The 12,514-nt window shown below is 41.5% G+C and carries 15 protein-coding genes; all 15 read left to right on the plus strand.

Features of this window, described 5'->3' with window-relative positions:
• Positions 1–11: 11 nt before the first annotated feature.
• The 15 genes from QM810_RS06395 to QM810_RS06465 all read left to right on the plus strand — a co-directional run bounded on the left by QM810_RS06395 (position 12) and on the right by QM810_RS06465 (position 12,459).
• Complete coding sequence (locus QM810_RS06395) at positions 12–428, plus strand: phage holin family protein (protein ID WP_414254251.1); 417 nt, start codon at positions 12–14, stop codon at positions 426–428.
• Between the two features lie 3 nt (positions 429–431).
• Entirely contained in the window at positions 432–764 is a 333-nt protein-coding gene (locus QM810_RS06400) for a phage holin (RefSeq protein WP_414254252.1), read from the plus strand.
• 55 nt (positions 765–819) lie between these two features.
• Entirely contained in the window at positions 820–2,382 is a 1,563-nt protein-coding gene (locus QM810_RS06405; RefSeq protein ID WP_414254253.1) for a collagen-like protein, read from the plus strand.
• A gap of 15 nt (positions 2,383–2,397) precedes the next feature.
• Positions 2,398–3,264 carry a CHAP domain-containing protein gene (locus QM810_RS06410; RefSeq protein WP_414254254.1) on the plus strand — a complete coding sequence of 289 codons (867 nt, stop codon included), beginning with the start codon at positions 2,398–2,400 and terminating at the stop codon, positions 3,262–3,264.
• A 220-nt stretch (positions 3,265–3,484) separates the two neighbouring features.
• Complete coding sequence (locus tag QM810_RS06415) at positions 3,485–3,742, plus strand: hypothetical protein (protein WP_414254255.1); 258 nt, start codon at positions 3,485–3,487, stop codon at positions 3,740–3,742.
• Complete coding sequence (comGC, locus tag QM810_RS06420; RefSeq protein WP_414254256.1) at positions 3,702–4,007, plus strand: competence type IV pilus major pilin ComGC; 306 nt, start codon at positions 3,702–3,704, stop codon at positions 4,005–4,007. Before QM810_RS06415 ends, comGC begins: the two co-directional genes overlap by 41 nt.
• The gene (comGD, locus tag QM810_RS06425; RefSeq protein WP_414254257.1) at positions 3,970–4,404 is read left to right on the plus strand and encodes a competence type IV pilus minor pilin ComGD; all 435 of its coding nucleotides are present in this window, start codon (positions 3,970–3,972) and stop codon (positions 4,402–4,404) included. The genes comGC and comGD overlap by 38 nt, the downstream gene beginning before the upstream one ends.
• Entirely contained in the window at positions 4,367–4,669 is a 303-nt protein-coding gene (gene comGE, locus QM810_RS06430) for a competence type IV pilus minor pilin ComGE (RefSeq protein WP_414254258.1), read from the plus strand. Before comGD ends, comGE begins: the two co-directional genes overlap by 38 nt.
• Entirely contained in the window at positions 4,608–5,093 is a 486-nt protein-coding gene (comGF, locus tag QM810_RS06435) for a competence type IV pilus minor pilin ComGF (RefSeq protein WP_414254259.1), read from the plus strand. The genes comGE and comGF overlap by 62 nt, the downstream gene beginning before the upstream one ends.
• Positions 5,071–5,508, plus strand: a complete 438-nt coding sequence (gene comGG / locus QM810_RS06440; RefSeq protein ID WP_414254260.1) for a competence type IV pilus minor pilin ComGG — start codon at positions 5,071–5,073, stop codon at positions 5,506–5,508. Before comGF ends, comGG begins: the two co-directional genes overlap by 23 nt.
• 99 nt (positions 5,509–5,607) lie before the next feature.
• The gene (locus tag QM810_RS06445; RefSeq protein ID WP_414254261.1) at positions 5,608–6,309 is read left to right on the plus strand and encodes a histidine phosphatase family protein; all 702 of its coding nucleotides are present in this window, start codon (positions 5,608–5,610) and stop codon (positions 6,307–6,309) included.
• Positions 6,310–6,485: 176 nt separating this feature from the next.
• Positions 6,486–8,192: an ABC transporter ATP-binding protein gene (locus QM810_RS06450; protein ID WP_414254262.1), complete on the plus strand. Its 1,707-nt coding sequence runs from the start codon at positions 6,486–6,488 to the stop codon at positions 8,190–8,192.
• Between the two features lies 1 nt (position 8,193).
• Positions 8,194–9,960 carry an ABC transporter ATP-binding protein gene (locus tag QM810_RS06455; protein ID WP_414254263.1) on the plus strand — a complete coding sequence of 589 codons (1,767 nt, stop codon included), beginning with the start codon at positions 8,194–8,196 and terminating at the stop codon, positions 9,958–9,960.
• 289 nt (positions 9,961–10,249) lie between these two features.
• Complete coding sequence (locus QM810_RS06460) at positions 10,250–10,939, plus strand: gamma-glutamyl-gamma-aminobutyrate hydrolase family protein (protein WP_049528328.1); 690 nt, start codon at positions 10,250–10,252, stop codon at positions 10,937–10,939.
• A 170-nt stretch (positions 10,940–11,109) separates the two neighbouring features.
• Complete coding sequence (locus QM810_RS06465) at positions 11,110–12,459, plus strand: glucose-6-phosphate isomerase (protein ID WP_061564458.1); 1,350 nt, start codon at positions 11,110–11,112, stop codon at positions 12,457–12,459.
• Positions 12,460–12,514 lie beyond the last annotated feature (55 nt).

Raw genomic sequence — 12,514 nt, forward strand, 5'->3', positions numbered from 1 at the left:
AAGGAGGTTGTATGCAAATCGAATTTTTCAATTTTTTAAGAAGTGTCGTCAAGACTGAGGACGGACTTGTATTGTACGCTCTAGCTTTGATTGTCTCAATGGAAATCATTGATTTCTTGACAGGGACAATTGCTGCTATTGCCAATCCTGATATTGAATACAAGAGTAAAATTGGTATCAATGGACTCCTTCGCAAGATTTTAGGAGTCCTTTTACTGATGATCCTTATCCCAATGTCCGTGCTCTTGCCTGAAAAGACAGGCTTCGCATTCTTGTACTCAATATATCTCGGATACATCGCATTTACTTTTCAATCACTGATTGAAAATTACCGCAAACTAAAAGGAAATATCACTCTTTTTCAACCTATCCTGAAAGCATTTCAACGATTGCTTGAAAAAGACGAAGATAAAAACAAAGGAGAATAACATATGCAACAAATCAATGAAATCATCATCAATGCAGCAATTAGCGTTCTTGTCGTTTTGGCTGGTATTGCAGTCAAATCAATCAAGGAATACCTGATTAAAAAAGGCGGTGAGCAATCTGTCAAAATCGTTGAGATTTTGGCAAAGAACGCTGTAAATGCAGTTGAACAGGTATCAGCTGAGACTGGGTATAAGGGTGAAGAAAAGCTAGAACAAGCTCGAATCAAAATCCGTGCTGAGCTTAACAAGTATAACATCGGCATGACCGACAAAGACTTGGATACTTTCGTTGAATCTGCTGTGAAGCAAATGAACGATGCCTGGACTGAAAAATAGATCAAGAGAACCTTTTTAGGTTCTCTTTCTTTTTTATTAGAAAGGAGGTTAGCATTTGAAAAAGGCCATTAAAAAAGATACGGACATTTGTGTCAAAGTCCGAGATGGTGCTGACAAAATAAGCGAGGAATTCTACTCGCATGATAAAAACAACGCATTTATCGAGTTGTCATTGAACAGTATCAACGCTGAGAAAGTGACCGTCTTATTCCATTTCCAGAAAACAAATCGCTTTCTGGAAGTTGTCGGAGTGGTTGAAGATAAGCACGTTTCTATTCCATTCGATACATCGATGATCACGACTGACGAAACCGTGACTGGTTTTGTCTATGCTGAAAAAGACCTGCAATCTGCAGACCTTTTCAGATTCTCGTTTGGTGTGCGTGTGTCTGAAATCGACAAGCTCGACGGTGCCCCTGTCATCGAGAAGGAAACTAAACGCATTGTGGCAGTGACTGATATTGTGACCAAGTCGGAATTAGAGGAAGCGCTGAAGCATATCAAGATTGAAGGTGCGACCTATGACGACTCGGAAGTTATTAGACGATTAGCCTTATTAGAAGCTAAGCCTGAACCTGATACAAGTCAATTCGCTACTAAAGAAGAGCTACAGAATATTTCACTGACTCCTGGTCCAAAGGGTGACAAAGGAGAACCTGGACCGCAGGGTACTCCAGGAGACGTCGGTCCTCAAGGACTTCAAGGTCTGCAAGGTCCACCAGGACCTAAAGGAGAAACTGGAGAGCGTGGTCCACAAGGCGATGTCGGACCTAAAGGGGAGGACGGTTTACAAGGTCCTCAAGGATTGCAAGGAATTCAAGGGGAGCGTGGGCGAGATGGAGAGCCTGGGCCTCGTGGAGAACGAGGAGAACAAGGCCCTGCTGGCTTACCTGGGCCCGCTGGACTTCAAGGTCCTAAAGGCGCTGACGGCGTGGGTATTCCGCAAAAATTGACCTTATCCGGAAACACGCTTATTCTTTCTGACGGTGGAGGAAGCGTAACGCTGCCAAGTCAAACGGCTACAAACGCACCCGCTGGACAAGCGAACCAGTACGAAATCCACGGCACTGGCATGCCTAATGGCAAGGTCAGCGCCCCTGTAGGCACTACCTATGTGGACACTGTAGCCACTAATGGCGCTCTTAAATGGATTAAACGCTCAGGAACTGACTCTCAGGGCTGGGAGGTGCTAACTGGAGATACTGGTTGGCGGACTCTCACTATTGTTTCAAAGCTAGGCAATTCATATCTAAAAGTACGGCGCAAAAATGATACCGTGATGTATCAGTTTGGAGGGCTAAGCTGGGGATGGTTTGGTATTGTAAGACGAGGAGGCCCCGGATATGTTATACAACCTAGTGACCGTGACCGTAACTGTTACATCTTAGGACTAAACGGGATACCTCAAGGATTTAGGTCAGAGTTTAGCTTGATTGGCGGGATCTATAATGACAAGGGAGTGCCTTATGGAACATGGTATCTTGGTGGTGTCGGAGATAGTAACATGCTGAGGTTTCAGTTTACTGATCCAGTGCCTACTGACCGTGATATTGGCGATATTCGAGTAAGTTCAATTTCTTACTTGACGAGCGAGCCTTGGCCTACAAGGCTCCCATAAAATGAAAGGAATAAAATGAGTAAAATTAATGAAATGATCCAGTTCTTTATTGAAAAAGCAGACGATGGAGCTGGTGTCGATTATGATGGCATGTACGGCTATCAATGCGCAGACTTGACGTGCATGGGTGTTTATAAGTTTTTTGGCGCACGATTATGGGGGAATGCTATCGACTTGTTACGTTCAGCAGAAGCAGCAGGATTTCAAGTCGTCTATGGCGCTCAATATCCAAAAGCTGGTTGGTTCTTCGTTAAGAACTTTGTCGCTGGCGACGGTGTGAACTACGGGCACACTGGCCTTGTCTATGAAGACTCAGACGGTTCTACCATTAAGACCATTGAGCAGAACATCGACGGCAACTGGGACTATCTCGAAGTCGGTGGACCTTGTCAATATAATGAACGCTCAGTAAACTCTATTGTCGGATATATCGTGCCACCTCAAGAAGACCAATCAGGCTGGAAGTATGACGACACTGGCTGGTGGTGGGTTCGTAAAGATGGATCTTACCCTACTTCAAAATTTGAAGCAATTGACGGCAACTGGTTCTATTTTGATGATAGTGGTTATATGTATGCTGACCAATGGCTACACCACACAGATGGTCACTGGTATTATTTCAACAAGGATGGCTACATGGCCAACACTGGCTGGAAAAAAATCAATGGAAAATGGTATTACTTCAATGCAGATGGTACCATGCAGACTGGTTGGGTGAAATACTACGAGAAATGGTATTATCTCAATTCAGAAAATGGAGATATGGTATCCAATACCTTTGTGCCATATAATGGCGGATACTACCTCATGCTTGAAGATGGCCGATTGGCTGAGCAGGCAGAATTTACAATCGAGCCTGACGGGCTCATTACTACAAAATAAAAAAATACAGAAAGGCTTTCAAAATTTAATTACATTTGACCGCTCAGTTTTTGAGCGGTCTTTTTTTGTTTGTCTGGAATGTTATTACTTAAAAGTTCGTTGCTATCAGTTTTGTTAATGTCAACAAAATTGCTCTGAAAGCACTGTCTGAATTAAAAAAATAATGATTTTTTCACTGTTTTTTATTTTTTCTCCGAATAGATAAGTAGGAGGAATAAAAATGAAGATTTTAAATATTGAATTAGCAAATGTAGAGCAGACAGACTTAGGCTTTGAACATTGGGTAGATGTTACTTACACGGTGCCGATTTTGAAAAATGAATACACGGTCAAGTTGTTGCTCTTGATGGAATGCAAGATAGAGGACCAGGAAGTCATTGAGTATCTGGTATCAACTTGGAGGTATCGTGATCTGGTGTTACATTCTGTGCAGATGTATGAGATGGAAAAAAACAATAATTTTAGTATCTTTGATTGAAATGTTAGTGGTTCTTCTTATCATTAGCGTCCTACTCTTGCTTTTTGTGCCAAATCTGACGAAGCAAAAGGATGCAGTGAATGACAAGGGGAAAGCGGCTGTCGTCAAGGTGGTAGAAAGCCAAGCCGAACTCTATACTCTAGATAAAAATGAGGATGCTAGTCTAAGTAAACTAGAGGCAGATGGACGCATCACTGCTGAGCAAGCAAAAGCCTATAAGGAATACCATGCAAAACAAAAGACAAGTCAAACAGTTGCGGATTAGGGCTTTTACTATGTTGGAAAGTTTATTGGTCTTAGGGATAGTCAGTCTGTTAGCCTTGGGTTTATCAAGTTCAGTTCAGTCCACTTTTGAGGCTGTAGAGGAGCAGATTTTCTTTATGGAGTTTGAGGAATTTTATCGGGAAACGCAGAAGCGAAGTCTGGCTAGTCAGCGAAAGATCAACTTAATGTTAGAAGAGAGAAGTATTGGAAATGGCTATCATAAATTAACCATCCCTAAAGGAATTCAACTACAGTCCAATCAGTCAATCACCTTTGACAAGGCTGGGGGGAATTCGTCTCTTGCAAGTGTGAAATTTCAAACAAGGAAAGAAGTGGTTCGCTACCAACTATATCTAGGAAATGGAAAGATTAAACGTATTCAAGAAGCAAAAAATTAAGGCGGTTATTTTACTGGAGGCATTGATTTCACTAGCTATTTTTGCCAGTATTGCAACCCTCTTGCTAGGGCAGATTCAAGAAAGTAGACGACAGGAAGCAAGACTCTTAGAACAGGAAGAAGTTTTGCGAGTAGCTCGAATGGCTCTGCAGACGGGACAAAAGCAGTTGACAGTTAATGGGTTTACGGTTGATGTTATCTCGAATGAGCGAAGTCTGGAGGTGTACTGTGGAACTGAAAAAATACTGGCGATTCAAGACAAGTAGAGTCAGAGCATTTACACTTTTAGAATCCCTGGTTGCTCTTCTTGTTATCAGTGGAAGTTTGCTCCTCTTTCAAGCCATGAGTCAACTCTTGGTTTCAGAAGTTCGCTATCAACAGAAAAGTGAGCAGAAGGAGTGGCTTTTATTTGTGGATCAGCTGGAAGCAGAGTTGAATCGAACTCAATTTGAAAAAGTGGAGAATGATAGACTTTACCTCAAACAGGATGAGAAATCTATCTCTATGGGAAAATCAAGGTCAAATGATTTCCGAAAAACAGATGCCAGTGGACGTGGTTATCAACCCATGATCTACGGTCTAAAATCAGCTCATATTTACCAAAAAGGGCAAAATGTTCATTTTTATTTTCAGTTTGAAAAGGGACTTGAGAGGGAGTTTATCTATCGTGTGGAAAAAGAAAAAAGTTAGGGCTGGAGTTCTCCTTTACGCCGTTACTATTGCTGGAATTTTTAGTCTCTTATTGCAGTTTTATCTGAATCGACAAGTGGCTCATCATCAGGATTATGCCCTTAATAAAGAAAAGCTTCTTGCATTCGCAATGGCTAAAAGAACTTATGAAAAAGCTAGTTCTGAAAGTGGAGTCCAGTCATTTGATGTCGGAAAAGCAACTTATCATACTGATGAAAAAGGCTTTTTAAAGATAGTTACAAGTGGCAAAAATCAGTTTGAATTTCGCTTTTCTCCTTTAAAAAAGGCCGGCCAAAAGTCTGAGAAAACAGAAAATAAGCCCAAAGAAGGAAATGAGGAGAAAAAAGAAGAACAGGTAAAAAAAGAAACTGCAAAGTCTTCTAAAGTTACTCCTTCAAAGAAAGATACAGAATAGCTTGGATTTTTGCTTCAGTTGTAAGGTTGAAGGCCAGTGAGTTAGGACGAGGTTTTTGTCTGAAATCATGTTATAATAGATACATATGGAGGACAGATTATGTCAAGTGTAAAATTGTATCTAGTGCGTCATGGGAAAACAATGTTTAATACGATTGGGCGTGCTCAAGGTTGGAGTGATACTCCTTTAACAGCTGAAGGTGAGCGAGGTATTCACGAATTGGGAATTGGTTTGCGTGAGTCTGGCTTAACCTTTGAGCGTGCTTATTCAAGTGACTCAGGGCGGACCATTCAGACAATGGGAATTATCCTTGAAGAACTTGGTTTGACAGGGCAAATTCCTTATCGCATGGATAAGCGAATTCGTGAATGGTGCTTTGGTAGTTTTGATGGTGCTTATGATGGGGACTTATTTATGGGGATTATTCCTCGTATCTTTAATGTCGATCATGTGCATCGTTTGTCCTATGCTGAGCTGGCTGAAGGTCTGGTAGAAGTGGATACAGCAGGCTGGGCTGAAGGCTGGGAAAAACTAAGTGGTCGTATCTGGGAAGGTTTTGAAGCCATTGCCAAGGAAATGGAAGCTAATGGGGGAGGAAATGCTCTGGTAGTTAGCCATGGAATGACAATCGGAACCATTGTCTATCTTATCAACGGCATGCATCCGCATGGTCTTGATAATGGAAGTGTGACGATTCTCGAGTACCAAGATGGTCAGTTCTCAGTTGAGATTGTTGGGGACCGTAGCTACCGTGAAATTGGACGAGCTCAATTAGACGAGCAAGATAGTTCAGAACAATAAAATTCAGTACTAAATGAAAATGATTAATAGGATGCTAATGTCTTGATTCACAAGCTTGCGAGAGCTGAGTGCTTTGACAATAGCATTCTTTTTTGTTAGAATAGCATCAACATGAAAGCATAAGAAGGGACTGACAGAGCTGTCGTTCCCTTTTGTCTATCTTATAAGGGGGAAATATGCTGTTTCAGAAAATAAAAGCCTATAAATGGCAGGCTCTGGCTTCCTTAATTATGACAGGTCTAATGGTAACGAGTTCACTCCTGCAACCACGTTATTTGCAGGAAGTTTTAGAGGCCTTGCTAGCAGGAGATAATGAAGTTATTTACAATATCGGTTTTTGGTTAATCCTGGTTGCCTTGATTGGTCTAGTCGCAGGTGGAATTAATGTTGTATTAGCAGCCTACATTGCTCAGGGAGTTTCGTCAGACTTACGGGAAGATGCCTTTCGTAAGATTCAAACTTTTTCATACGCTAATATTGAGAAGTTTAATGCAGGGAACCTCGTTGTCCGTATGACCAACGATATCAATCAGATTCAAAACGTAGTCATGATGACCTTCCAAATCCTCTTTCGATTACCGATTTTATTTATTGGTTCCTTTATATTAGCTGTTGTCACTCTGCCTTCGCTGTGGTGGGTGCTGGTTCTTATGGTCGTTTTGATCGTCGCTATGACAGGTCTTATGATGGGGATGATGGGACCACGCTTTGCAAAATTCCAGACCTTATTGGAGCGTATCAATGCCATTGCCAAAGAAAATTTACGTGGTGTGCGCGTGGTTAAGTCTTTTGTCCGAGAAAAAGATCAGTTTGATAAATTTACGCAAGTATCAGATGAATTGCTGGGAGAAAACCTTTATATCGGCTACGCCTTTTCTATCGTTCAACCTGTAATGATGCTGATTTCGTATGGGGCTGTCTTTCTTTCAATCTGGCTTGTAGCAGGTATGGCAGAGTCAGATCCGTCAGTAGTTGGTTCCATTGCTTCCTTTGTAAACTACCTGAGTCAAATTATCTTTACCATTGTCATGGTTGGATTTTTGGGGAATTCAGTTACTCGTGCCATGATATCGCTCCGTCGTATTCGTGAAATCCTTGATACAGAACCGGCTATGACCTTCAAGGATGTGGAAGATGAAGAATTGGAAGGAAGTCTCAGTTTTGAAAATGTGACCTTTACCTATCCAAATGATGATGAGCCTATCCTAAAAGATATCTCCTTTGATATCGCTCCTGGTGAGATGGTTGGGGTTGTCGGAGCAACTGGTGCAGGAAAATCAACCTTGGCTCAGTTGATTCCACGGCTGTTTGACCCTCAGCAGGGCTCGATTAAAATTGGTGGAAAGGACATTCGTACAGTTAGCGAAGGGACGCTTCGCAAGACAGTCTCTATCGTCCTACAAAGAGCCATTCTCTTTAGTGGAACAATCGCAGATAATCTCAGGCAAGGAAAGGGAGATGCGACAGTTTCAGAAATGGAACGCGCAGCTCGTATCGCCCAGGCAAGTGAATTTATTAGTCGTATGGACTTGGCCTTTGAAAGTCCGGTTGAGGAACGTGGGACTAACTTTTCCGGTGGACAAAAACAGAGAATGTCTATTGCGCGTGGGATTGTCAGCAATCCTAAGATATTGATTTTCGATGATTCAACCTCTGCCCTTGATGCCAAATCAGAACGTTTGGTCCAAGAAGCCCTCAACAAGGATTTGAAGGGGACGACTACGATTATCATCGCACAAAAAATTAGTTCTGTTGTTCATGCTGATAAAATTTTAGTGCTTGACCAAGGTCGCTTGATTGGTCAAGGTAAGCATGCTGACTTGGTCGCAACGAATCCAGTTTATCGTGAAATTTACGAGACGCAAAAAGGAAAGGAGGAGTAGGATGAAGACATTTGAATTCTTTTGGAACTATTTTAAAGTTTATAAGATATCCTTCGTCGTTGTTATTGCTATGATTATCATTGCAACGGTAGCACAAGCCCTCTTTCCAGTTTTTGCAGGTCAAACAGTCACAGAACTGGCTAATTTGGTTATAGCTTATCAAGATGGAAATCCTGATATGGTTTGGCAAAGTCTCTTGGGACTCCTTGTCAATCTTGCCTATATTTTGATTGTTTTAGTAGTTTCTAGTCTCATCTATATGGTCTTGATGAGCCGCATTATTGCTGAATCGACAAATGAGATGCGTAAGGGACTTTTTGGCAAGCTTTCTCGCTTGACAGTTTCCTTCTTTGACCGCCATCAAGATGGTGATATCCTGTCACGTTTCACCAGTGACTTGGATAATATCCTCCAGGCTTTCAACGAAAGTCTAGTGTCTGTTATGACCAACATTGCTCTTTATATTGGCTTGCTGATTGTCATGTTTGCCAAAAATATCACCTTGGCTTTGATTACGATTGCCAGCACTCCAGTTGCTATCATTATGTTGATTGTCATTTTGAAATTGGCAAGAAAATACACCAACCTCCAACAAAAGGAAGTTGGGAAGCTCAATGCTTATATGGATGAGAGTATCTCTGGGCAAAAAGCAGTTATCGTTCAAGGTATCCAAGAAGATGTGATTGCTGGTTTTGTTGAGCAAAATGAGAGGGTTCGAAAGGCTACTTTCAAGGGCAGAATGTTTTCAGGAATTCTCTTTCCTGTCATGAACGGGATGAGTTTGGTCAACACAGCAGTAGTTATTTTTGTAGGATCAGCTGTCTTACTGAATGATAAGAACATCGAGACAGCAACTGCTCTGGGTTTGATTGTCATGTTTACTCAGTTTTCGCAACAGTATTACCAGCCCATTATCCAATTAGCGGCGAGCTGGGGAAGTTTGCAACTGGCCTTTACAGGTGCAGACCGTATCCAAGAAATGTTTGATGCAGAAGAAGAAGTTCGTCCTAAAGATGCTCCAGTCTTTAACGAATTAAAAGATGGTGTGGAGATTCGTAACGTAGACTTCTCCTATCTCCCAGGGAAACCGATTCTTAAAGATGTCAGCATTTCAGCTCCAAAAGGGAAAATGATTGCGGTTGTTGGTCCGACAGGCTCGGGGAAAACAACCATCATGAACTTAATCAATCGTTTTTATGATGTGGATGCAGGTAGTATCAGCTTTGATGGAACAGATATTCGCGAGTTTGATTTAGACAGTTTGCGAAGTAAGGTAGGAATTGTCCTACAGGATTCTGTTTTGTTCAGTGGAACTATTCGGGACAATATTCGATTCGGTGTACCGGACGCTAGTCAGGAGATGGTAGAAGCAGCTGCTAAGGCTACGCATATCCATGAATATATCGAAAGTCTACCAGATAAGTACGATACTCTGATTAATGATGATCAGAGCGTATTCTCAACCGGTCAGAAGCAGTTGATTTCCATCGCCCGTACCTTGATGACAGATCCGCAGGTCTTAATCTTGGATGAGGCAACATCAAACGTTGATACTGTAACAGAAAGCAAGATTCAAAATGCTATGGAAGCTATCGTGGCAGGAAGAACTAGTTTTGTAATTGCCCATCGCTTAAAAACCATTCTCAATGCCGATCAGATCATTGTCCTTAAGGATGGTGAGGTTATCGAGCAAGGAAACCATCACGAATTACTCAAGCTTGGAGGCTTTTACTCCGAACTGTACCATAATCAATTTGTCTTTGAATAATACTCTTCGAAAATCAAATTCAAACCACGTCAGCGTCCCCTTGCCGTATATGTGTTACTGACTTCGTCAGTTCTATCCACAACCTCAAAACTGTGTTTTGAGCAACCTGCGGCTAGCTTCCTAATTTGCTCTTTGATTTTCATTGAGTATAAGCAAAAAAGTTGTCCTAATTTTGGGCAACTTTATCTTATAAAAAAAATTTATCACGGACTTAAAAAATACATATTAGACAGGAGTGGGGAAGGATGATAAGATAAGATTATCAATAGAAGACGAAAGGAAATCAGTAATGGCAAGAACAGTTGTTGGAGTTGCAGCAAATCTATGTCCTGTGGACGCAGAAGGAAAAAATATTCATTCATCAGTCTCTTGTAAATTTGCTGAGAGTATTCGTCAGGTTGGCGGACTTCCTTTGGTGATTCCGGTTGGGGATGAGTCAGTGGTCCATGACTACGTAGAAATGATTGACAAGCTTATCTTGACTGGAGGGCAAAATGTCCATCCTCAGTTTTATGGTGAAGAAAAAACGATTGATAGCGATGATTATAACCTAGCTCGTGATGAGTTTGAGCTCGCTCTTCTACAAGAAGCCTTGCGTCAGAATAAGCCAATCTTAGCCATTTGCCGTGGGGTTCAGCTTGTCAATGTTGCCTTTGGTGGTACACTCAATCAGGAGATTGAAGGTCATTGGCAAGGTCTACCCTTTGGGACTTCACATTCCATTGAGACAGTTGAGGGAAGTGTTGTGTCAAAATTGTTTGGTAAAGAAAGTCAAGTAAACTCAGTGCACCGTCAGAGCATTAAAGACTTGGCACCAAATTTCCGTGTGACGGCTGTAGATCCACGTGACCAAACTGTTGAAGCAATCGAATCTATCGATGAACACCGCATTATCGGCTTGCAGTGGCATCCAGAATTTCTGGTCAATGAAGAAGATGGCAACTTAGAATTATTTGAGTATTTATTGAATGAATTGTAACGACTAGAAATCTAGTCGTTTTTTTGTATTGCTTCTTCAAATTTTAATATTGTAACATTTTTTACGCAAACGTTTGAATTATGATAAAATTTGGAAAAATTCAGTATAAAAACTTGAAAAAATTCAAGGTAAGCGTTATGATAGAAAAGAAGAAATATTGGAGGAATACTATGTCACATATTAAATTTGATTATTCAAAAGTATTAGACAAATTTGTTGCACCACATGAAGTGGAATACATGCAAGCACAAGTTACAGCAGCAGACGAATTGATTCGTAAAGGAACTGGTGCTGGTAGCGACTTCTTGGGTTGGTTGGACCTTCCTGAAAACTATGACCGCGAAGAATTTGACCGCATCTTGAAAGCTGCTGAACAAATCAAAGCAGACAGCGATGTTTTGGTCGTTATCGGTATTGGTGGATCTTACCTTGGAGCGAAAGCAGCCATTGACTTCTTGAACCACCACTTTGCAAACTTGCAAACAAAAGAAGAACGTAAAGCACCACAAATCCTTTACGCTGGGAACTCAATCTCATCAACTTACCTTGCTGACTTGGTAGAGTACGTAGCAGACAAAGACTTCTCAGTAAACGTGATTTCTAAATCAGGTACAACAACTGAACCAGCTATCGCTTTCCGTGTCTTCAAAGAACTTTTGGTTAAGAAATACGGACAAGAAGAAGCAAACAAACGTATCTATGCAACAACTGACCGCCAAAAAGGTGCTGTTAAGGTTGAAGCAGATGCTAACGGTTGGGAAACTTTTGTGGTTCCAGATGATATCGGTGGACGCTTCTCAGTATTGACTGCAGTTGGATTGCTTCCAATCGCTGCATCAGGTGCAGACATCAAAGCCCTTATGGAAGGTGCGAATGCTGCCCGTAAAGACTACACTTCAGACAAACTTTCAGAAAACGAAGCTTACCAATATGCAGCTGTTCGTAACATCCTTTACCGTAAAGGTTATGCAACTGAAATCTTGGTAAACTACGAGCCATCACTTCAATACTTCTCAGAGTGGTGGAAACAATTGGCTGGTGAATCAGAAGGAAAAGACCAAAAAGGTATTTACCCAACTTCAGCTAACTTCTCAACAGACTTGCACTCATTGGGTCAATTTATCCAAGAAGGAACTCGTATCATGTTTGAAACAGTTGTCCGCGTTGACAAGCCTCGTAAGAACGTGATCATCCCTACTTTGGAAGAAGACCTTGACGGACTTGGATACCTCCAAGGAAAAGACGTTGACTTCGTTAACAAAAAAGCGACTGATGGTGTTCTTCTTGCCCACACTGACGGTGATGTACCAAATATGTACGTGACTCTTCCTGAGCAAGATGCCTTCACTCTTGGTTACACTATCTACTTCTTCGAATTGGCAATCGCCCTTTCAGGTTACTTGAATGCCATCAACCCATTTGACCAACCGGGTGTTGAAGCTTACAAACGCAACATGTTTGCCCTTCTTGGTAAACCAGGATTTGAAGAATTGAGCAAAGAACTCAACGCTCGTCTATAATAGAGCTGAAAAGAGTGGTTTTACCACTCTTTTTGCTTTTTCTTGAAAAGAGAAA

It is taken from the genome of Streptococcus infantis, assembly GCF_047464155.1.
GTDB lineage: Bacteria > Bacillota > Bacilli > Lactobacillales > Streptococcaceae > Streptococcus > Streptococcus infantis_U.

Bases quoted from the DNA above. Each gene is read 5' to 3' on its own strand.
- QM810_RS06395 (WP_414254251.1), top strand. From the start codon at position 12: ATGCAAATCGAATTTTTCAATTTTTTAAGAAGTGTCGTCAAGACTGAG.
- QM810_RS06400 (WP_414254252.1), top strand. From the start codon at position 432: ATGCAACAAATCAATGAAATCATCATCAATGCAGCAATTAGCGTTCTT.
- QM810_RS06410 (WP_414254254.1), top strand. From the start codon at position 2,398: ATGAGTAAAATTAATGAAATGATCCAGTTCTTTATTGAAAAAGCAGAC.
- QM810_RS06415 (WP_414254255.1), top strand. From the start codon at position 3,485: ATGAAGATTTTAAATATTGAATTAGCAAATGTAGAGCAGACAGACTTA.
- comGC (WP_414254256.1), top strand. From the start codon at position 3,702: ATGAGATGGAAAAAAACAATAATTTTAGTATCTTTGATTGAAATGTTA.
- comGD (WP_414254257.1), top strand. From the start codon at position 3,970: ATGCAAAACAAAAGACAAGTCAAACAGTTGCGGATTAGGGCTTTTACT.
- comGE (WP_414254258.1), top strand. From the start codon at position 4,367: ATGGAAAGATTAAACGTATTCAAGAAGCAAAAAATTAAGGCGGTTATT.
- comGF (WP_414254259.1), top strand. From the start codon at position 4,608: ATGAGCGAAGTCTGGAGGTGTACTGTGGAACTGAAAAAATACTGGCGA.
- QM810_RS06445 (WP_414254261.1), top strand. From the start codon at position 5,608: ATGTCAAGTGTAAAATTGTATCTAGTGCGTCATGGGAAAACAATGTTT.
- QM810_RS06450 (WP_414254262.1), top strand. From the start codon at position 6,486: ATGCTGTTTCAGAAAATAAAAGCCTATAAATGGCAGGCTCTGGCTTCC.
- QM810_RS06455 (WP_414254263.1), top strand. From the start codon at position 8,194: ATGAAGACATTTGAATTCTTTTGGAACTATTTTAAAGTTTATAAGATA.
- QM810_RS06460 (WP_049528328.1), top strand. From the start codon at position 10,250: ATGGCAAGAACAGTTGTTGGAGTTGCAGCAAATCTATGTCCTGTGGAC.
- QM810_RS06465 (WP_061564458.1), top strand. From the start codon at position 11,110: ATGTCACATATTAAATTTGATTATTCAAAAGTATTAGACAAATTTGTT.